Below are 17,348 nucleotides of genomic sequence, written 5' to 3'. Positions count from 1 at the left end.
TTCATGAAGAGGTGGAAAACATGGAAAAAGTACTAGTTTTCGGGCATAAAAACCCAGATACAGATGCAATTTGTTCTGCAATTGCTTATGCAGAATTGAAAAAAGAATTAGGAATGAATGCTGAGCCTGTACGTTTAGGCGAAATCAGCGGTGAAACTCAATTTGCGTTAGACTATTTTAAAGTAGAAGGACCGCGTTTTGTTGAGACAGTTGCAAGCGAAGTGGACAACGTTATTTTAGTTGACCATAACGAGCGTCAACAAAGTGCTAACGATATCGAATCTGTTCGTGTGTTAGAAGTAATCGATCATCACCGTATTGCTAACTTTGAAACAAGCGATCCTATTTACTACCGTTGTGAGCCAGTTGGATGTACAGCTACAATCTTAAACAAAATGTACAAAGAAAATGGCGTTACAATTCGTAAAGAAGTTGCAGGTTTAATGTTATCTGCAATCATTTCAGATTCTTTATTATTCAAATCTCCAACTTGCACAGAACAAGACGTAGCAGCAGCTCGTGAATTAGCGGAAATCGCTGGTGTAGATGCAGATAGCTATGGCTTAGAAATGTTAAAAGCTGGTGCTGACTTAAGCGGAAAAACAATGGAGCAATTAATCTCTCTTGATGCTAAAGAATTCCAAATGGCTAACGCGAAAGTTGAAATTGCACAAGTAAACGCTGTCGATACTAACGACGTTCTTGTACACCAAGCGGAACTTGAAAAAGTTATCTCTGCAGTAGTAGAAGAAAAAGGGTTAGACCTATTCTTATTCGTTGTAACTGATATCTTAACTAACGATTCTGTCGGTCTTGCGATCGGTAAAGCAGCAAACGTTGTTGAGAAAGCATACAACGTAACATTACAAAACAACACAGCTACATTAAAAGGTGTTGTATCTCGTAAAAAACAAATCGTACCAGTATTAACTGAAGCATTCCAAGCTTAATACTATTCAGTACTGATTAACAAAAAGGACAAGTAGTCGGATGGCTACTTGTCTTTTTTATTTGTTACATAGGATACTGGTATGAAAATAAGGACAGCATTAGCTATCCTTATAACTGTTTATTCCGCATTAACGGACAGTAAGAGCATTACCTCAAAGTTCAGCGAAAGTAAAGAAGTTAGGTGAGGGATCAACTGTCCGTAAGAGCCCGATTGGTGAAGGCCAATAATCCGTGGGGGATGAAGAAAACCCTCACGGATTAAAGTTTCACTTTATTCGTAAGACTTTTTCCTGTTTATATAAAATGTAAAAACAGCAGTAATGAGGAAAATGGGTATTGCGTACGCTTGCCCAACAAACAACTTCCAACTAATAGAATTATAGCCTTCAGATGCTGGAACAATCATAACAATAACACAAACGATAAAATAGACGAATAGTGCAGGGATAATATTTTTCATTATTGTTCACCTCCTTTAAAAAACAATAAAATAAACATATTCATATATTAAAATTTTTATGATTCATTTTAAAGATTAAGCTCACAAAATGTTTATGAAGTAGTATTATATTTGTAAAGAGTGCAGTGTACTACGTAGATGTAGAACGAAAAAAATTGGACTATGCTTCTGAAAAGAAGTGAAATATGAGTGGAAATCGATATAAATATGGTAAAATATTCAATTGTGACGTTTGGAATTATTATATAGTATTTTGCGAGGGAAATGTATGAAATAATTGATTTAACATAAGGAAGAAAAGAGGTAAAAAATATAGATGAAAAGATTATGTATAATCCCATGTGGAAAGAAGAAAATCTGGGATAAGTATGTAGATTATGGACCTACTGAGGCGAAGAATGTATATATTAGTCCTTTCGGGAAAGCATGTCAGGCGTACGCAACTGAGTTTTTTGATGATTGGGTTATTTTATCAGCAAAGCATGGATTTTTAAAGCCGAATGATATTGTACAAGAAAACTATGATCTTGCATTTGATTCGAAGAGTGATGAAGTTATTAGTATAGAGCAACTACAAAAACAGATGATTGATAAAGGTTTAATACAGTTTGACGAAATTGTTTTGCTTGCGGGAAAGAAGCATAAAAAAGTAGTCACAAAGTTATATCCAGAAGAAATCATTACATATCCGTTAGAAGGATGTAAAGGGATCGGGTATATGCTGCAGAGGTTGAAAGGAGCTGTGGCGGAGGTAAAGGAACTATAGTAGTGGTGTTTCATATTTAGTTAACGTAGTAGTTACCTATTATTATGAACGAGAAGTAAGAAAATATACATGAATGTAAAGCCCAAGCATTGGGCTTTTTTATTTGCAATATTTCCTACGAATATTTAATAGAAAATTTTTAAGAAAGTGTAATACTTAAAAAACTATTGTTTAAAAGTAGAAAATAGACTAGTAAACAAGCCTTTTTCTACTTTTAAACATAGAATATGATGAATTCTATTGAGGAGGAAGCATATTCATGGGGAATCATTGTCATTGTGGACGTTCATTTTGGGATGATTTAATGTTTGGAAGATGTAGATGTAAACGCAGGGACTGTGACGAATGTTGCTGCAAAGAGAAACCGAAATGTGATTGTGACGAGTGTCGTTGCAAGGAAAAGCCGAAGTGTGATTGCGAAAAATGTCATTGTAAAGAGAAACCGAAATGCCATTGTAAACAGGAAGGGTATTAATAATAAAAGAGTACTTTACGTACTCTTTTATTTTATGAGTTTATATTCCATCTTGAACTAATTTTTTTTCAATTTCCCATGTATCTCGCTTTTTAATTTTTATAGCTACATTAGTTCCGCCAGATTCTTTATAAAAAATATAGCCATTGTTTGCGTTTACGTATGTTATTGGTTCACTTATGCAATCTCGTGAACAAGATGTATTAACGAGCTCAAGTAAGGATAGTTCGCTCGGGTCGGTTTTACTTTCAGCTATAACGGCATCAATGTTTGTTTTACGATAACCTTGTAAATTCACATGGAAAATCTGTTCAATTTCTCCTGTAATGCTAGTATTCATTACTTCTACTGAATTCTTTTTTTCTTGAAGAAATCCATTTTCATAAAGTAATTTTGTATATCCAAGCCAGGCGATTAAAACTAGCATGATAAACATACTAGACATTTTTAGTGTTCGAAGTCTTTTACTAACAATTGTTTCTGAGTATTTCATTCAGTCTAATCCTCCAATGTTTTTAATTTAAAGTATGCCTGGATACATACATTTAGAAGAGGATAGAAGGCAACAAGTTGTTGATTCAAAAAAGAAAACATCAGAAGTTAGATGTTTTCTTTTTTGAATGATTATTGTTATCTGTTCGTTACTTGTTTCATAAGCGGTCTTATTTCTTTAACAGGTGGTTTTTTATCATAGGCATCAACGTAAGAAAAGTAATAATTTAAATTTCTAAGAAGTCCTTTTCCTATTTTAGCGCTTAAAAAGGGGAATACTTGTCCAGTATAATCATCGAGAGATTTACAGTAGTATTTTTCATCTAAATATATACTGTATTTACAAGTGAGTTCTACTAATGAGTTACCTTCATCATCAATTACCTCTTTAGAATCAATAATGTCTATTAATGCAAATTTTTCATTCAAATACACTTTCTTCTTTTTCTCGTGTTTATTTGTGAGTATAAATACGAGACCAATGGCGTTAATCAAACTATTTCCTCCTATAAAAAACGGATATAAATAAAATATATCGATATACGTTAAATGTAAAGAGGAGAGGCGAAATAACATTGAGAGAAAGCTAAATAAGCCGATTTTTTTTTGAAATCGGCTTATGCTTATTTTTATCCCGCATTGACGAGAAGTAAGAATCACACCTTGAAATTCAGCTTAAGTAGAGAAGTTAGGCGGGAGATAAAATGCTCGTGAAACCCTGATTGGTGTGGGTTAGTAATCGGTGGGGATGTACAAACCCATCACTGGTTAACGTCTCAGTTTATTGAAATACTTGCGGGAATTGTTTTACGATTGCGTTTGTTATCATGTCGGCCATTTCTAATGCTTCTTTTTCAATTTTATCGTAAAGTTTTATTCCTGCTTCATAATCTTTATTTAGGAAGGCAAGCGCTTCTGCTTTCGTTAGTGCTAAATGTTCATAAAACATTTTTCTAAATTCCTCTTTATCTATATATGGATTGATACTGTGAAGAAATTCAGTAATTTCATCACCATTAGCGTACCATTTCTTCTCTATAGCGGCAGCTGCATTTTGATCACCAGCTTTTGCGGCTTTCACAAGATCGGCTGCAATTACTAAATGATCTTTAATTAATGCACTATATTTCTTTACTGCATCCTCGCCATAGAAGGGCTCAAGTGATAGTCCCATATGTGTTGCGTTTTGTAGAAGCCGTCCAACAGTAACGTTAACATCGGGTAAATTAAAGACAATACTTATAATAGCCAATCTCGTCCAAGCGACGTGTTGTTCCCATAAAGAACGCATATATCCTTTTAAAAAATTCTCGTTTTTACTTATTCGGTAGTTACGTACGGATAAATCATAGTTTACATAAGGGTTATGATAGGGGGAGTAATACGATTGCCAATAAGAATACATAAAAAGTAACACTCCTTTGAACATGTATAACTCAAAGTATGATAAAGATTTATTTTTAGTTACGTGTCCTAGATAATTTTCAGGTAATTTGAAATGGAGAAATTCGATAAATGATGTTGTGATATATATAAATAAATTGAATATAAAGTAAAAGAGGCTCTGCAAGGGAAGTTGCAGAGCCTCTAAAGGGTATTGCCGAGATGTCGGACTCGACTACGTAATATTATCATAAAATTCTTTTAAAAAAACCTGGTAAATGTGTCCAAATAAAAATGGAACTTTAATAAAGTCAAAAGGACCTGCTTCCCGCGGCAGGCCCCATTAACTAGATAATGTAGATGAGCAAAAACTCATCTGGATTACTTTTATAGTAACAAGTAAAATGCGTTTTGTGTATTGAGAAAAAAGAATTGCATAATTACATGTGAACAATTTATATTTTACTTTTTATGATTATCATGAATTGTTGGGATTTAAATCTGGTTATAAAATGGAGAAAAGACTTGGAAGTGAAATTGAAGTGCACAGAAATATGTAATCATGAAAAAGACCTGCTATTATGAGCAGGTCAACTTAAGGGGTTTATCCAACAGATTATTATATATGGTAGCAACTGAATTGTAGTAAGTCTATACGTTTCATATTGAGAAAACTTCTGTGGATGATCTATTTTTTGCGCATATATTAACGTCTAAAAAGTTGAGAAAGAAAATCAAAAAAATTTCTATAAGAAAATAATGGCTGGTACTTATAATATGATTCATATTTCCACGCATCATTATTAGAGAATTGGAGTTGTTTTGTTTTTGCTTTGATGGAACTCATATTACGATGCTTCATATAATAACCTCCTGCATTTATATGTATACGATTAGTAGTATTCAAGAAAGGGCAATAAAATGAATATTTAAATTGAAATGCTTTCTTCATGTGTAATGGATGTATGTTTTAAATGTTGTGAAACATACAAAACACCGATGCTAATTAATATTAAATACGAGGTGAAATATAGAATAATGAAAAAATAATAAGCATTTATTCATCGCTTTCAAGTCGCATAAGTGATGATATAATAGAAGTAGATGAAAGATAAAGAAAAGCAGGTGAATCTTTTTTGTTTACAAAAGCACAAGAACTTTTAGCGTCTTATTTCGGTTATTCGTCATTCCGAAGAGGGCAAGATGAAACAATTAAAAATGTATTAGAGGGGAAAGATACAGTTTGCATTATGCCTACGGGCGGAGGTAAGTCAATTTGTTATCAAATTCCCGCATTAGTATTCGAAGGAACGACGTTAGTAATATCACCTTTGATTTCACTTATGAAAGACCAAGTAGATACACTAATACAAAACGGTATATCCGCTACGTATATTAATAGTTCTATTTCAATGACAGAAGCTAATCATAGAATTCAATTAGCGAAACAAGGGCATTATAAGTTACTTTATGTCGCTCCTGAGCGTCTTGATTCAATGGAGTTTGTTGATCAACTTATCGATATGAAAATCCCGATGATTGCGATTGATGAGGCGCACTGTATTTCGCAGTGGGGACATGATTTCCGTCCAAGTTATTTACATATACATCGTATACTAGATTATCTCCCAGAAAAACCGCTCGTATTAGCGTTAACAGCGACAGCAACTCCGCAAGTACGTGATGATATTTGCAAAACGCTTGAAATTAATCAAGAAAATACAATTATGACAACTTTTGAGCGTGAGAACTTATCATTTTCTGTCATTAAAGGACAGGATCGTAATGCTTATTTAGCGGATTATATTCGTCAAAATCAAAAGGAATCAGGGATTATATATGCAGCTACTAGAAAAGTAGTTGATCAGTTGTATGAAGATTTAATGAAAGCGGAAGTTTCGGTATCAAAATATCACGCTGGTATGAGTGATCATGATCGAAATGAGCAACAAGAACTCTTTTTACGAGATGAAGTAAGTGTAATGATAGCGACATCTGCATTCGGAATGGGTATTGATAAATCGAATATTCGTTACGTTATTCATTATCAGCTGCCAAAAAATATGGAAAGTTACTATCAAGAAGCAGGACGTGCTGGTCGTGACGGATTAGATAGTGAATGTATTTTGTTATATTCTTCTCAAGATGTGCAAGTACAACGCTTTTTAATTGATCAATCAACAGGAGAATCACGTTTTTCGAATGAACTTGAAAAATTGCAAAATATGACTGATTACTGTCATACAGAACAATGTTTACAATCATTCATTTTGCAATACTTTGGAGAAGAACCGAAAGAAGATTGTGGACGCTGCGGTAATTGTACGGATGACCGTGAGAGCATCGATGTGACGAGAGAATCACAAATGGTTTTATCCTGTATGATTAGAACGAACCAACGATTTGGAAAACAAATGATTGCACAAGTATTAACTGGATCGAAAAATAAGAAAGTTATTGAATTTAATTTTCATACTTTACCAACGTATGGCCTTTTATCAAACCGTAGTGTAAAAGAAGTGAGTGACTTTATAGAGTTTTTAATTTCAGATGAGTTAATTGCAGTTGAACATGGTACGTATCCGACATTAAAAGTAACGGGAAAAGGGAAAGAAGTATTACTTGGTAATGAGAATGTTCTACGAAAAGAACGAGTAGAGACGAGACAAATCGTCCAAGATCATCCTTTATTTGAAGTGTTGCGTGAAGTACGTAAAGAAATCGCACAAGGAGAAGGTGTACCTCCGTTCGTTATTTTCTCTGACCAAACATTAAAAGATATGTGTGCCAAAATGCCGCGAAATGATTCCGAACTGTTAACAGTAAAAGGTATTGGAGAACACAAACTTGTGAAGTATGGCTCGCACTTCTTACAAGCAGTTCAGCATTTTATTGATGAAAATCCAAACTATGTAGAAACAATTAAGACAGAAGTTGTTTCTGAGCGTAAAAAATCAGGAAAAGCTTCAGCGAATTCTCATTTGGAAACGTATGAAATGTATAAACAAGGAATTGACCTAAATGAGATTGCAAAAGAACGTGATCTATCAAGACAAACAATTGAAAACCATTTAATTCGCTCTTTTGAGGATGGGATGGAAGTAGATTGGCAAAGTTTTGTACCAAAAGAGTATGAATCTCTTATAGAAACTGCTGTACAAAATGCAGAAGGTGGTTTGAAATCTATTAAAGAACAGCTTCCAAATGAAGTGAGTTACTTTATGATCCGTGCTTATTTACAAATAAGAAAGTAGAGACATATAAAGGGGATAGGGATTTATGTATCATGTTTTCGTTTATGGCACGTTAAGAAGAGGGCAAACGAATGCTCATTATATGCAAGGTGCAACATGCATCGCAGACGGAGCATGGACGTATGGGGAATTATTTGATACAAACGAAGGATATCCGGCCATGATTTGTTCTAATGAAGTAAAGGTATATGGGGAAGTTTATGAAGTAAATGATGATGTTTTGCATAAGTTAGATGAACTAGAAGAATATACAGGTAATGCAGAGACTGATTTATATGACCGAATAACGCAAACAGTGTATGTTGCTGATACGGAAATACATGCGTATGTGTATATTGCTCAGGATAAAAAGATGTTAAAGAAAGTGATTGATTCTGGGGATTGGCTTTTATATCAAAAAGTATAATATAAGTAACTATATAAAATTGGAAAGCAGATAATGAAATATTTCATTATCTGCTTTTTATTGTTTCTTTTAATTGAACTTCTCAAATTAATAAAGAATGTTTTAAATATGTTATATCGAATTAAAGCAAAGCAGAGTAGGGATTAATGGTTACTCTTTTATATTTTAGAAAATTCTCACTAGAACTATTGACTTTGCGAATGGATTTTTAATACAATTGTATTTCGACTGAAAAATTAGAACGGACAGGAGGGAATCGTCGAAATGAGCAACATATTTGAAGATGAGTTACAAAAAATGAGGGATACTTTACATACGATGGATGATCAATTAGAACAGCTTGAAAAAATCCCGGTTTATTATGGAGAAGATTTTAAAGAGCAAATTCTTGAAAGCATGAGGGAGTCAAATAGACAGAACTTACGTATCGGTGTGGAAGAGCCGTATTTTGGAAGACTAGACTTTCAAGAGGATGGAAAAGAACAAGTTATGCCGATTTATATCGGTAAAGTAGGTGTTTCAGATAAGGACACGATGAAACCAATTGTTATCGATTGGCGAGCGCCTGTCGCAAGTATGTTTTATTCATTTACCGGTGGAGAAGAACTAGCGTTTTATCAATCACCAGATGGGTTAGTTGAAGGTGATGTGTATTTAAAACGAAACATTTCCATTCGTAAAAGAGAACTTGAACGTGTTGTTGATACATATGTGAAAGGAAATGAAGATGTATCGCATGCCGATGATTTTCTTCTATATCGATTAGGTGAGAATAAAGATAATAAACTAAAGGATATTGTTTCAACGATTCAATCGGAACAAAATGATATTATTCGAGCGGAAAGAAATTTACCATTACTTATTCAAGGGGTTGCAGGGAGCGGAAAGACAACAATCGCTTTACATCGCCTTGCTTTTTTAATTTATGAATACCGTGAACAGTTAGAGGCAGAAAGAATGATTGTATTTGCTCCGAACAGCTTGTTTTTAGATTATATTTCGAGTGTACTGCCTGAATTAGGGGTAGGGAATATTAGTCAAACAACGTTTCCAGATTGGGCATTGCGTACGTTAGATGATTCAGTGAAACTAAAGCAAACAGAAGAGAAATTGAAAGAAGCATTTTCAATTAATCGTGATGAAAGTAAGGTAATGCTCGGTAAATTAAAGGGTACACTGGAATTTAAGGCGTTTATTGAAGAGAGAATGATTCAATTTGAAAATGACTTAGTTCCGACAAAGGATTTTGAGGCGTGGGATAAAGCGATTATTCCAGTAGAAGACATTAAAAAATGGATGCAAGTTGAATATAAACATTATCCACTAAAGAAAAGAAGAGAACGTTTAGTAGGCCGCATGAAGCGCTGGATTGAAATTGAACTTAAAAAGTTTGGGGAAACGAACGAGAAAAAATTGCTCAAAAAAGAAGCGACTAAGAGATTGAACACATATATGAAGTTTTGGCCAAAAATGAGTGCTCTTTCACTGTATAGTTCAATATTGAAAAGTAAAGAAATACTCGAAGTTTTACCTGAAGAACTTGTTAAAGAAACAGAAAAGAGTTGTCGTAAAAAAGAAGTGTATGTAGAAGATTTACCTGCCTTAATTTACATCCATCATCGCATAACAGGTATTGAAATCGGTCAGAAGTTTCATCATGTCGTTATTGATGAAGCGCAAGATTTTTCGCCATTTCAAGTGTATGTATTAAAAGAAATTACACTAGGTAATTCTTTCACTATATTAGGTGATTTATCGCAAGCGATTTATGATTACCAAGGAATTGAAGATTGGAACGCATTTAAGGAAGTATTCCAAGAAACAGGTTATTTTGAATTGACTAGAAGTTATCGTTCTACAAAAGAAATTATTGAATTCGCAAATGAAATAATTAAAAATGCAGAAATACCAGTGGGGCTCGCAACACCAGTTTTCCGTAGCGGTGAAGACGTAAAAGTAATCCATGCAGAAGATCAATTCACTGAAGTTTTGAAGACAATAAAGCATTTGCAAAATGAAGATGTAAAAACAATTGCAGTAATAGGTAGAACAGATGATGAATGCCACGATATGTATGAGAAATTAACGAATGCAGGATTGACGGTAAATGTCATTGAAGCAAATCAAAGTAAATATGAAGGTGGTATTTCAGTAGTACCTGTATATTTAGCGAAAGGTTTAGAATTTGACGCTGTAATTCTAATGGATGTTGATGAAGACCATTATAAAAATACAAAGCATGATGCGAAATTACTGTATGTCGCATGTACGAGATCACTGCATGATTTATGGATTTTCCATAGCGGTGAAGCGTCGCCTTTAATTAAAGGATTAAAATAAATGTAAAAAGAGGATTTTCTAGTAGGGTATGAAAATCCTCTTTTTTATATTTAAAAGCTAGATGAATTAACGACCTGAGCGGTTATTTAAATAATATAATAAAGTAAAAAAAGTGCAATGGAGTTATATGCATTAATATGTGCGTTTAAGTATAAATCTTGGTGGTGGAAGTATTTCTTGTTCTGCTTCAAAATACGCAACTTGATTTGTAATTGAGTATAGAATAGAAGGCATTCCCATTCCAACAGCAGCCTCTAATGCGTCCAGCAAAGGGAGTGTTTTTCCATCGATTTTTGTGTCCCATGATATGGCGTAACAAGAATCAACAGCCCCATGTTTTTTTAACAGATCTCCTATATCAATTGGACAATAATTAGGCTTAGGAATTTCAATCATATATTCTTCACGTAACGTAGTTCTGTAATTATGGCAAAGTCGACCGATCGCATCTTTACGTTTTTTTGAAGAAGAAAGCTCAAATAGTACTCTATTTTGAAGGCGCTTAGTAAAAAATGATTTTACAATGATCTCTTCTAATTTTTTATCCATTAAGATTCTTCAATCAACTAATCATTTGTTGGAAATTTTAGTGTTATTATATCATTACATATATTAAAAAAGGGGAAAAGCTATGATTACAAAAGTAATAACAAAAAGAAAATGGGAAATCGCAAAAACAACTGGAGAAATTCATGAAGAGTCACTTATAAAAGAGGGGTTTATTCATTGTTCATTATTTGAACAAGCTTTAAAGGTTGCAGAAAAACATTTCTTTCATGAAGAAGAGGTTTTATTACTTACAATAAATCCATCCTTGGTAAAAGCAGAAATAAAATATGAACTTGCTTCAAATGGTCAAGAATACCCGCATGTATATGGAGTAATCAATGTTGAGTCGATTGTAGGGGTTATCCCATTTCCTAAAGAAAAAGGAGAGTTTATATTACCAGAGGTACAAAGTTAAGCGTGTTATAAATATATAAGTTAGCTAGAAAAGCACAAATCGTATAGTTTGTGCTTTTTTTATCCGTTTTTTGGTAAATGATAATTGTTTTTGTCACACGAATACTGTACGATACATAGTATAAAACACATACTGTATGACATATAGTAATAAAAATGAGGTGGGTGAATGGATACTTTATTAAATTCATTAATTACTGAGTTAAGAAGAGGGACATTGACATTAGCGGTTTTAAGTCAATTAAGAACGCCGCAGTATGGATATTCACTTGTCCAATTATTGGAGCAATCAGGGATTACAATTGATCAAAGTACTTTATATCCACTACTTCGTCGATTAGAAAAGCAGAAACTAGTTACGAGTAGTTGGGATAAAACGGAGAGTAGACCTCGTAAGTATTATGTTTTAAGTGAATATGGACTAGAGATATTTTTACAATTGAAAAAGGAGTGGATAAAGGATTCGAAAGAACTTTATAACCTATTAAAGGAGGAGGACGAGAATGAGTTTGATTGATATGTACGTCCAAGAAGTGGCGAAGAGATTACCTGAAAAAAATCGTGAAGATATTACGCTTGAGCTACGGTCGACAATAGAGGATATGTTACCAGACGATTATAATGAAGATGATGTGAAGAGCGTTCTCGAAAAATTGGGAAGTCCGGTTTCATTGGCTAATGGGTATTTGGATAGACCGATGCATTTAATTGGACCACGTTATTTTGATGTATATACGACGTTATTAAAAATGATTATACCAATTGCAGCTGTTATCGCACTCATTGCAATGGTTGCAGAAAGTTTTATAGGCTATACTGGTAATCAAGTAGTATTAGATGTTATTTTAAAATTGATAGGTAAAGGCATTGGGGAAATTGTTGAAGTAGGCCTCCATGTGTTTTTCTGGTTGACACTTGTATTTGCTGTTTTAGAAAGAACTGATAAAGAAAAGGATCCACACCCATTAACAACAAGTTTAAAAAAATGGACGCCAGATGATTTGAAAAATATCTCGTATATCCCGAAGAAAAAGGCAATCTCAAAGTTTGAAGTTTTTGGAGGTTTAATGTGGACAGCAATATGGGCTACCCTTTACTTTTATGCGAACCATCTTGTAGGCGTATATAATGGTACGGAAAACGGACTGAAGTTTATCGCGCCAACGTTTAATCAAGATGTTTTACTTCAATATTGGCCAATTATTTTGGTTATGATCGTTTTTGAAGTAGCTATATCTCTTTATAAGTTAGTACAAGGACAATGGACGAAAAGATTGGCAATCGGAAATGGTATTCTTCAAGTAGTCGGAACGATAGTATTCATTGTAATTGTAGTAAATCCACATATATTTAACGAAGGATTTATTACGTATTTGGCAAATGTGTTTACTATTTCCCCAGAAGGATTTAAAACGTGGTTAGTTGGCGGTGGAATTATCATTTATACGTTGTCCGCTGCGATTAATATATTTGATGGTTTCCGAAAAGCAAGTATTCGTATGTGGAAATAAAACAGAAATTTCGGTAAAATAAAATTATTAAAAAGATAGCGAAAGAAGATTAACATTAGGAAAGGAAGAAAACGATGATCAGGGAAGCAACGAAAAGAGATGTAGCATATATTTTAGACATTTATAACGATGCGATACTTTATACAACAGCTGTATATGCATATAAACCTGTAACCCTTGAAAATAGAATAGATTGGTATGAACAAAAAAAGGCTGATGGCTATCCAATTTTCGTATACGAACTAGATAATAAAGTAGTAGGATTTGCGACATTCGGCTCATTTAGAGCGTGGCCTGCTTACAAATATTCAATTGAACATTCTGTGTATGTTGATAAGGAATATAGAAAAAATGGAATTGGCTCCTCTTTGATGGAAAAATTAATCGCAACCGCAAAAGAAAGAGAATATATGACCTTAATTGCTGGAATCGATGCGGAAAACGAGAAAAGTATAGCCTTGCATCAAAATTATGGATTTGTTCATGCCGGAACAATACAAAAAGCTGGTTATAAGTTTAATAGATGGCTAGATTTAGCCTTTTATCAATTGGAGCTTAACGGGCCTGAAAATCCTATAGAAGATTAGAAGTTTTTCGTGAAAATGAATGTTTTAGGTAGCAAGGAGTAATTCATGCTACCTTTTTCTAATTGTCATTACAAATATAACCTGTCAAAAAAGGTTTTTTATATTCCATATTGAATTATTAGAAGGTGATATAACGATGTGAAAAGAGGAATGGAAATGGAAACTGTCATTCAAAAAATGAAAGAGATACAAGTTGGTCATGTAGGAGTAGCTATTTATTCTACAAAAAACGAATGTATAATTATTTCATATAATAGTGAATTATATATTCCATTAGCATCGGCAGCAAAAGTAGTAATTGGATTTGTAGCAGCACAAATGGTGAAGGAAAATAAACGTAATTGGAATGATATACTTCATCACATTAAATTTCATCCACATGAAGATAGTGCACAGTTATATCCGCATCTACAAGGAAGAAGTACTTTAACACTTAGTAAAGCAGTAGAAGTGATGATAGCTTGTCACGACAGTTATATTGCTCACTCGGTTGTAAAGCACTGCGGTGGATGGGATGCTGTGAAAATAAATGCTCAAACGTATTTTTCAAAAATTTATATACAAGAGAATGCTAGAGATGAGAAAAATGTTGGAGAATTAAATCAAGTTCTTTCGCTTTTAGTACATATTTTTCAAGGCTATAAAGTAGAACCAGCAGTATGGGAACCAATTATCAATGGAATGGTAAGACAACAAGGGGATTATGAAAGTATACCGTATTTTCATTTAGCTCATATGACAGGTGGATTGCCCACAGCTACAATAAATATTGGTATAATGGGAATGTTTAACGAATTCCCGTTTCTTTATGTAATTGGGGGAAAAGATTTACCCGAGCGAGTTTATAATATAGAGGTTGATGAAACTATTGCAACAGCTTTGAAATACATTTACAAAGCATATAGTGAAAGCATGCTAGGAGTGAGCGATTGAAACGAAACTTAAAGACTTCAACAATTATTATTTTAATTGTAACGATTATTGCTCTTGAAGTTGGAATCGCACTATATGATCACAATTTGTCATTAGATACCATTTACTTTGCAGCGATTCTTATTTGTATTGTATTGCTTTTTGGTACACGTGTTTCTGAAGAGAAAGAACGTACATCGAAACAGAGACGAAGAAAAACGGCTCTAATATTTTGGCCATCTATAATAATGTTAATTATTAGTTTTGCAGTTATAAGTTATGTACGAACAGGCTATGTCTCTGTACCTGGGATAATTGGTTTTTCGTGTTTTGTTACATATGGTGGATTTGTATTCATTAGTATTTTAAAAAGGCGAAATAAAAATTAGATGTAATTTACTAAGTTGAAAGGAAGAAATATATATGAAACACATAGAGAATGGTACTCGTAATGAAGGAGAATACATTAGAAATAAAGTCATTCAATATAATATGTCCATCTTAACAGATGAAGTAAAGCAGCCGATGGAACAAGTAAGCCTTGTAGTGAAAGATGAGGAAGGAAAAATCTTTGGCGGCGTAACAGGAACGATGTATTTTTATCATCTTCATATCGATTTTTTATGGGTTGATGAATCCGTTCGTCATGATGGTTATGGAAGTCAACTGATACATAAAATCGAAGACATTGCGAAGGAAAAAGGATGTAGACTCATATTACTAGATTCATTTAGTTTCCAAGCACCGGAATTTTATAAAAAGCACGGCTACCGAGAATATGGTGTCGTTGAAGATCATCCGAAAGGGTATAGTCAACACTTTTTAGAAAAGAGATTATAATAATATTATGTATACTAGTTGATGGGAGAAAGAATATGTACACGTATAAATTACAACATGAACGACCAATTTGTGCAGAGAAAATAAAGAAGCTTACGACTCTGTCGGTTGGTGGCCAGAAAGAAAAGAAATCGATATTGAAAAAATGTTAAAGAATAGCATAGCAATTGGGGTATGGAAAGAAAATGAGTTAATTGGGTTTGCTAGAGTCGTTTCAGATGGTGTTTTTCGAGCGTACATAGAAGATGTTGTCGTACATGCAAGTGTAAGAAATAAAGGCATTGGAGAGAATATGCTTACAATGTTACTGGAAGAGATATCTCATATTGATATTGTTAGTCTATTTTGCGGAGAGAAACTCATAAAGTTTTATGGGGAACAGCAATTTAAAGCGACGAAGCAAATTGTGATGCATCGTAATCAAATAGTGAAAGAATAAGAGGTGCCATTTAAAATGAATGCAACGAGAGCATATTGTCTATCAAAAAGAAAAGCGACAGAGGATTCTCCAAATGGCTGGAGTGCAACATGTATGAGACTCAATAATAAAATATTTGCGATAGTGAACCATGAAGAAGGTGAAAAAGCTGCGATTACATTAAAATGTGATCCTGAGTTCGCTTTACGAATAAGAGAAGATTATCCAGACACAATAATTCCAGGGTATCATATGAATAAGAAACATTGGAATACAGTGTATATACATAAGGGAGTAGAACAGGAGCAAATTAATAAAATGATCGATTGGTCGTATGAGTTAGTACTACAATCATTTTCAAAGAAAAAGCAGCAAGAGTTAATGGATTAATATGTATTAGGGGTGGATATAATGAAAGACGCAGTCAAAGATACGTATGATAAATTAGCGAGTACATATAAAGAAAATATAGATTTGGCAAATCCATATAATAGTTATTATGAAAGACCTGCGATGATGGAGATTATTCCAAGGGAACTAGAAGGGAAGAGAATACTAGATGCTGGATGTGCCGCTGGATGGTATACTTCTCAATTCGTAGGAAGAGGGGCTAACGTTACAGCAATTGACATAAGTCCTGAAATGGTAAAAGCCGTAAAAGAAAGTATGGGAGAAAAAGCAACGTTCCTTTGTCACGATTTGCAAGAAACATTGCCATTTGAAAATAATACGTATGATATCATTGTAAGTTCGTTAACTCTTCATTACTTAGAAAATTGGACGCAAGTATTTCAAGAGTTTCAGCGCGTATTGAAGCCGGGTGGAGAACTTATATATTCCGTTCATCATCCTTTTATGGATTTCACAAAGTTTACATGTGAAGATTATTTTGAAAAACAATTATTAGTAGATACTTGGGTTAAACCAAATATTACAATAGAAGTTAGTTTTTTTAGGAGGTCGCTCCAAGACATAATCAATGAAACAACAAACTATTTTGTATTAGAAAAAATAGTGGAACCGAAGCCGATTGAAAAGATGAGAGAAGTAGACAGAAAATCATATCATTATTTAAGTACAAATCCACATTTTCTTATTATGAAAGCAAGTAATAAATAGCTAGTAAAATGATTGTATTTTACTAGCTATTTGCAGTTTTACATGATGAATTAGGAGCTTTTGAAATGAATATAAAACGAAATCAATTACTATATGTAATGTTTACTATAGTCGTTATTATGTTAGGTCTTAGTTCTAGAAAATTTGCTTTTGCGTTACCTCATTTATTAAATGATTACTTAGGTGATGCTTTATGGGCATTAATGATTTTCGTTGGATTCGGATTTTTGTTTCCTAAAATAGAAACGAAGAAATTAGCTTTTATGAGTTTAATATTTTGCTACGGGATTGAAATTAGCCAATTGTACCATGCACCTTGGATTGATAATATTCGTGCAACGACTATAGGGGGACTCGTTTTAGGTTACGGATTTTTGTGGAGTGATGTAGTTGCTTATACAATTGGTGTTGGGATAGGAATGCTTTGTGAATTTATGTTACGGAAGAAATAAGTGAATTTTAAAAGGGGTA

At 33.5% G+C, this 17,348-nt stretch carries 22 protein-coding genes and 1 pseudogene; 17 read left to right on the top strand and 6 right to left on the bottom strand.

Annotation, left to right across the window (positions count from 1 at the left end; all coding sequences use genetic code 11):
- Positions 1-20: 20 nt before the first annotated feature.
- Entirely contained in the window at positions 21-950 is a 930-nt protein-coding gene (gene ppaC / locus ACUN26_RS10820; protein WP_000416867.1) for a manganese-dependent inorganic pyrophosphatase, read from the top strand.
- A gap of 272 nt (positions 951-1,222) precedes the next feature.
- Here the strand turns inward: ppaC and ACUN26_RS10815 are convergent, their stop codons facing one another.
- The gene (locus ACUN26_RS10815) at positions 1,223-1,411 is read right to left on the bottom strand and encodes a DUF4017 family protein (protein WP_000789480.1); all 189 of its coding nucleotides are present in this window, start codon (positions 1,409-1,411) and stop codon (positions 1,223-1,225) included.
- 316 nt (positions 1,412-1,727) lie between these two features.
- Between ACUN26_RS10815 and ACUN26_RS10810 the strand changes: the two genes are divergently transcribed.
- Positions 1,728-2,177 carry a DUF6884 domain-containing protein gene (locus ACUN26_RS10810; RefSeq protein ID WP_000824892.1) on the top strand — a complete coding sequence of 150 codons (450 nt, stop codon included), beginning with the start codon at positions 1,728-1,730 and terminating at the stop codon, positions 2,175-2,177.
- A 308-nt stretch (positions 2,178-2,485) separates the two neighbouring features.
- Entirely contained in the window at positions 2,486-2,713 is a 228-nt protein-coding gene (locus ACUN26_RS10805) for a hypothetical protein (protein ID WP_023440958.1), read from the top strand.
- Here the strand turns inward: ACUN26_RS10805 and ACUN26_RS10800 are convergent.
- From ACUN26_RS10800 to ACUN26_RS10785, 4 genes are all read right to left on the bottom strand, one after another.
- Entirely contained in the window at positions 2,693-3,145 is a 453-nt protein-coding gene (locus ACUN26_RS10800) for a hypothetical protein (protein WP_000877597.1), read from the bottom strand. The genes ACUN26_RS10805 and ACUN26_RS10800 overlap by 21 nt on opposite strands.
- A gap of 137 nt (positions 3,146-3,282) precedes the next feature.
- Positions 3,283-3,639, bottom strand: a complete 357-nt coding sequence (locus tag ACUN26_RS10795; RefSeq protein ID WP_000606238.1) for a hypothetical protein — start codon at positions 3,637-3,639, stop codon at positions 3,283-3,285.
- A gap of 286 nt (positions 3,640-3,925) precedes the next feature.
- Positions 3,926-4,549: a hypothetical protein gene (locus tag ACUN26_RS10790; RefSeq protein WP_000287721.1), complete on the bottom strand. Its 624-nt coding sequence runs from the start codon at positions 4,547-4,549 to the stop codon at positions 3,926-3,928.
- 684 nt (positions 4,550-5,233) lie between these two features.
- A complete protein-coding gene (locus tag ACUN26_RS10785; protein ID WP_000682737.1) occupies positions 5,234-5,389 on the bottom strand; it encodes a hypothetical protein in 156 nt (51 codons plus the stop codon).
- 274 nt (positions 5,390-5,663) lie between these two features.
- On the opposite strand from ACUN26_RS10785, the gene recQ reads away from it, so the two are divergent.
- The 3 genes from recQ (at position 5,664) to ACUN26_RS10770 (ending at position 10,527) form a co-directional block, all read left to right on the top strand.
- On the top strand, positions 5,664-7,781 hold the full coding sequence (gene recQ / locus ACUN26_RS10780; RefSeq protein ID WP_000494299.1) for a DNA helicase RecQ: 2,118 nt from the start codon (positions 5,664-5,666) through the stop codon (positions 7,779-7,781).
- Between the two features lie 25 nt (positions 7,782-7,806).
- Positions 7,807-8,187 (top strand): gamma-glutamylcyclotransferase family protein, encoded by a 381-nt coding sequence (locus tag ACUN26_RS10775; RefSeq protein ID WP_000274911.1) that lies wholly within the window; start codon positions 7,807-7,809, stop codon positions 8,185-8,187.
- A gap of 264 nt (positions 8,188-8,451) precedes the next feature.
- On the top strand, positions 8,452-10,527 hold the full coding sequence (locus ACUN26_RS10770; RefSeq protein WP_000065186.1) for a HelD family protein: 2,076 nt from the start codon (positions 8,452-8,454) through the stop codon (positions 10,525-10,527).
- A 132-nt stretch (positions 10,528-10,659) separates the two neighbouring features.
- On the opposite strand, the gene ACUN26_RS10765 is transcribed toward ACUN26_RS10770, so the two are convergent.
- Entirely contained in the window at positions 10,660-11,076 is a 417-nt protein-coding gene (locus ACUN26_RS10765; RefSeq protein WP_000358554.1) for a hypothetical protein, read from the bottom strand.
- 82 nt (positions 11,077-11,158) lie between these two features.
- Between ACUN26_RS10765 and ACUN26_RS10760 the strand changes: the two genes are divergently transcribed.
- From ACUN26_RS10760 to ACUN26_RS10710, 11 genes and pseudogenes are all read left to right on the top strand, one after another.
- Positions 11,159-11,491: a DUF952 domain-containing protein gene (locus ACUN26_RS10760; protein WP_000629055.1), complete on the top strand. Its 333-nt coding sequence runs from the start codon at positions 11,159-11,161 to the stop codon at positions 11,489-11,491.
- A 168-nt stretch (positions 11,492-11,659) separates the two neighbouring features.
- Positions 11,660-12,007: a PadR family transcriptional regulator gene (locus ACUN26_RS10755; RefSeq protein WP_000380297.1), complete on the top strand. Its 348-nt coding sequence runs from the start codon at positions 11,660-11,662 to the stop codon at positions 12,005-12,007.
- On the top strand, positions 11,994-13,001 hold the full coding sequence (locus ACUN26_RS10750) for an HAAS signaling domain-containing protein (RefSeq protein ID WP_000052362.1): 1,008 nt from the start codon (positions 11,994-11,996) through the stop codon (positions 12,999-13,001). The genes ACUN26_RS10755 and ACUN26_RS10750 overlap by 14 nt, the downstream gene beginning before the upstream one ends.
- 74 nt (positions 13,002-13,075) lie before the next feature.
- On the top strand, positions 13,076-13,588 hold the full coding sequence (locus ACUN26_RS10745; RefSeq protein ID WP_000617533.1) for a GNAT family N-acetyltransferase: 513 nt from the start codon (positions 13,076-13,078) through the stop codon (positions 13,586-13,588).
- Between the two features lie 156 nt (positions 13,589-13,744).
- The gene (locus ACUN26_RS10740) at positions 13,745-14,521 is read left to right on the top strand and encodes a serine hydrolase (RefSeq protein WP_000450778.1); all 777 of its coding nucleotides are present in this window, start codon (positions 13,745-13,747) and stop codon (positions 14,519-14,521) included.
- Positions 14,518-14,889, top strand: a complete 372-nt coding sequence (locus tag ACUN26_RS10735; protein WP_000828014.1) for a hypothetical protein — start codon at positions 14,518-14,520, stop codon at positions 14,887-14,889. The genes ACUN26_RS10740 and ACUN26_RS10735 overlap by 4 nt, the downstream gene beginning before the upstream one ends.
- Before the next feature lie 34 nt (positions 14,890-14,923).
- Positions 14,924-15,340 carry a GNAT family N-acetyltransferase gene (locus ACUN26_RS10730; RefSeq protein ID WP_000680421.1) on the top strand — a complete coding sequence of 139 codons (417 nt, stop codon included), beginning with the start codon at positions 14,924-14,926 and terminating at the stop codon, positions 15,338-15,340.
- Positions 15,341-15,375: 35 nt separating this feature from the next.
- Positions 15,376-15,779 (top strand): annotated as a pseudogene (locus ACUN26_RS10725) (GNAT family N-acetyltransferase).
- A gap of 15 nt (positions 15,780-15,794) precedes the next feature.
- A complete protein-coding gene (locus ACUN26_RS10720) occupies positions 15,795-16,148 on the top strand; it encodes an MmcQ/YjbR family DNA-binding protein (RefSeq protein WP_000994631.1) in 354 nt (117 codons plus the stop codon).
- A 21-nt stretch (positions 16,149-16,169) separates the two neighbouring features.
- Positions 16,170-16,877 carry a class I SAM-dependent methyltransferase gene (locus ACUN26_RS10715; RefSeq protein WP_000650683.1) on the top strand — a complete coding sequence of 236 codons (708 nt, stop codon included), beginning with the start codon at positions 16,170-16,172 and terminating at the stop codon, positions 16,875-16,877.
- Between the two features lie 65 nt (positions 16,878-16,942).
- A complete protein-coding gene (locus tag ACUN26_RS10710; protein ID WP_001022591.1) occupies positions 16,943-17,329 on the top strand; it encodes a ribosomal maturation YjgA family protein in 387 nt (128 codons plus the stop codon).
- Positions 17,330-17,348: the final 19 nt, after the last annotated feature.

The organism is Bacillus sp. WC2503 (assembly GCF_052682895.1).
The sequence above is the reverse complement of the archived record's forward strand: the minus strand, read 5'-3'. Positions and strand labels throughout refer to the sequence as shown.

What these genes read in the sequence shown, in the direction of transcription:
- ppaC (WP_000416867.1), top strand. Translation starts at nt 21, where the DNA reads ATGGAAAAAGTACTAGTTTTCGGGCATAAAAACCCAGATACAGATGCA.
- ACUN26_RS10815 (WP_000789480.1), bottom strand. Translation starts at nt 1,411, where the DNA reads ATGAAAAATATTATCCCTGCACTATTCGTCTATTTTATCGTTTGTGTT.
- ACUN26_RS10810 (WP_000824892.1), top strand. Translation starts at nt 1,728, where the DNA reads ATGAAAAGATTATGTATAATCCCATGTGGAAAGAAGAAAATCTGGGAT.
- ACUN26_RS10800 (WP_000877597.1), bottom strand. Translation starts at nt 3,145, where the DNA reads ATGAAATACTCAGAAACAATTGTTAGTAAAAGACTTCGAACACTAAAA.
- ACUN26_RS10790 (WP_000287721.1), bottom strand. Translation starts at nt 4,549, where the DNA reads ATGTATTCTTATTGGCAATCGTATTACTCCCCCTATCATAACCCTTAT.
- ACUN26_RS10785 (WP_000682737.1), bottom strand. Translation starts at nt 5,389, where the DNA reads ATGAAGCATCGTAATATGAGTTCCATCAAAGCAAAAACAAAACAACTC.
- ACUN26_RS10775 (WP_000274911.1), top strand. Translation starts at nt 7,807, where the DNA reads ATGTATCATGTTTTCGTTTATGGCACGTTAAGAAGAGGGCAAACGAAT.
- ACUN26_RS10770 (WP_000065186.1), top strand. Translation starts at nt 8,452, where the DNA reads ATGAGCAACATATTTGAAGATGAGTTACAAAAAATGAGGGATACTTTA.
- ACUN26_RS10765 (WP_000358554.1), bottom strand. Translation starts at nt 11,076, where the DNA reads ATGGATAAAAAATTAGAAGAGATCATTGTAAAATCATTTTTTACTAAG.
- ACUN26_RS10760 (WP_000629055.1), top strand. Translation starts at nt 11,159, where the DNA reads ATGATTACAAAAGTAATAACAAAAAGAAAATGGGAAATCGCAAAAACA.
- ACUN26_RS10755 (WP_000380297.1), top strand. Translation starts at nt 11,660, where the DNA reads ATGGATACTTTATTAAATTCATTAATTACTGAGTTAAGAAGAGGGACA.
- ACUN26_RS10750 (WP_000052362.1), top strand. Translation starts at nt 11,994, where the DNA reads ATGAGTTTGATTGATATGTACGTCCAAGAAGTGGCGAAGAGATTACCT.
- ACUN26_RS10745 (WP_000617533.1), top strand. Translation starts at nt 13,076, where the DNA reads ATGATCAGGGAAGCAACGAAAAGAGATGTAGCATATATTTTAGACATT.
- ACUN26_RS10740 (WP_000450778.1), top strand. Translation starts at nt 13,745, where the DNA reads ATGGAAACTGTCATTCAAAAAATGAAAGAGATACAAGTTGGTCATGTA.
- ACUN26_RS10730 (WP_000680421.1), top strand. Translation starts at nt 14,924, where the DNA reads ATGAAACACATAGAGAATGGTACTCGTAATGAAGGAGAATACATTAGA.
- ACUN26_RS10720 (WP_000994631.1), top strand. Translation starts at nt 15,795, where the DNA reads ATGAATGCAACGAGAGCATATTGTCTATCAAAAAGAAAAGCGACAGAG.
- ACUN26_RS10715 (WP_000650683.1), top strand. Translation starts at nt 16,170, where the DNA reads ATGAAAGACGCAGTCAAAGATACGTATGATAAATTAGCGAGTACATAT.
- ACUN26_RS10710 (WP_001022591.1), top strand. Translation starts at nt 16,943, where the DNA reads ATGAATATAAAACGAAATCAATTACTATATGTAATGTTTACTATAGTC.